The following is a 1,377-nucleotide window of genomic DNA, read 5'->3' as shown; positions in this document are numbered from 1 at the left end:
CCAATATACCCAATAGAGCAAGGCTGCGCCGTACCCGACATAGGGGTTGTTCATAATGTTCGCAATGCTCATGGAGAGCGTTCCGAGCATCAGGCTGCTGCCGCAGGCAAACAGAACAAATTCAAGCAAGGAGAGCGGCTCCGGCCAGAAGTCATTATTGATTAGCTGAAAAAGCCTGAAAATGCAATTGGCAAGCAACACAAACGCCAAAAGCAGAACAGCCATAATAAAGTGCCTTTGCAGCAAGGTTTTGATTGGCTTTCGATTTGATATATACGCTATTTCTTCAAAGCCGTTGCTCTGGTCGATGGTCATTAAATCCGTAAACAAAGCCACCCCGACAAAAGGCATATATATCGTGCATATGTTGGCGAAATCAAAATAAGTCGGCGCATACATGGCAACTGGTATAATGGCGAAAAACAACAGGCAGCAAAGCCATTTTACCGGAGAAAACAGGAGTTTCAGATTATATCTCATATTGTAACGGCCTTTCTTAAATTGTTTTTCAGGCGGTCATACAACTTGCAGGCAACAAAAATCAATACCGCCGCCAACACCAGATAGATTACCCGATTCAGCATCACATCCTGTGTGTTTACCAACTGCCCGTCAAGCCGGATAATCGCTCTGGACAAAACCCCCAGGCTGTCGCCGTTTTCAAAGGCCTTTGGAGTTACGTTAAAAATGACGTAAGCAATGTAGATGGGAAATACGGCAATGGCTTTTTTGAATAAAAGCATGATGAACATGATAAATGCACTTAAAAACACAATGGTCGGCAGCAGGTAAACGGCAAAATTTCTGAAAAAGTTTTTGCTTTCTCCGCAGGAATGCTGCCATTGCCGATATTTTCCTGGAGGTAATTTATCGTGCCGGATGTTAACTCGGCCTCCGAAGCCGGAACCCAAAGGTATTCCATATTTCCGCTGTTGCTTAATGCCTCAGCATCGCTATTGCTGCTTACCGGATAATGAAAAAACCCGTTCATGAAACAAAATTGCGGATGCGATTACAAACTTGAAAACCGTCAAGCCCGGGCATATTGATGTCAAGCAGAATGACATCCGGCTGCTGCTCAGATTTTTTAATCGCTTCTTCGCCGCTTTCAGCAGTTAGCACTTCATAGCCGCTATATTCAAAATGATCTTTCAATAAATTAACGATGTCATTTTCATCATCGACGATTAAAATTCGATTTCTCATCTCACCGAATACCTCCTGTCCCCCTAAAGGATACAGTACTTTTATCAACTATTTATCAACTGATTTTTTATCCTATCATCAACAGCCTGTATCTTGTCATATCGTTCATGCTTTCCCCCTCTTTGTCAAATGGATAGATAATTTCAAAAAGTAATACACCAGGATAGCATG

Annotated in this window: 2 protein-coding genes and 1 pseudogene; all 3 read right to left on the bottom strand. The window is 42.6% G+C overall.

Annotated elements, in window-relative coordinates; genetic code table 11:
- A pseudogene (locus B3W37_RS09030) lies at positions 1 to 315 on the bottom strand (hypothetical protein); the annotation flags it as partial.
- A 161-nt stretch (positions 316 to 476) separates the two neighbouring features.
- Complete coding sequence (locus tag B3W37_RS09025; RefSeq protein ID WP_483170677.1) at positions 477 to 743, bottom strand: hypothetical protein; 267 nt, start codon at positions 741 to 743, stop codon at positions 477 to 479.
- A 244-nt stretch (positions 744 to 987) separates the two neighbouring features.
- Positions 988 to 1,254 carry a response regulator gene (locus tag B3W37_RS09020; RefSeq protein ID WP_483175468.1) on the bottom strand — a complete coding sequence of 89 codons (267 nt, stop codon included), beginning with the start codon at positions 1,252 to 1,254 and terminating at the stop codon, positions 988 to 990.
- Between the last annotated feature and the right edge of the window lie 123 nt (positions 1,255 to 1,377).

The sequence above is a fragment of the Syntrophomonas sp. UBA5494 genome (genome assembly GCF_002426325.1).
The sequence above is the reverse complement of the archived record's forward strand: the minus strand, read 5'-3'. Positions and strand labels throughout refer to the sequence as shown.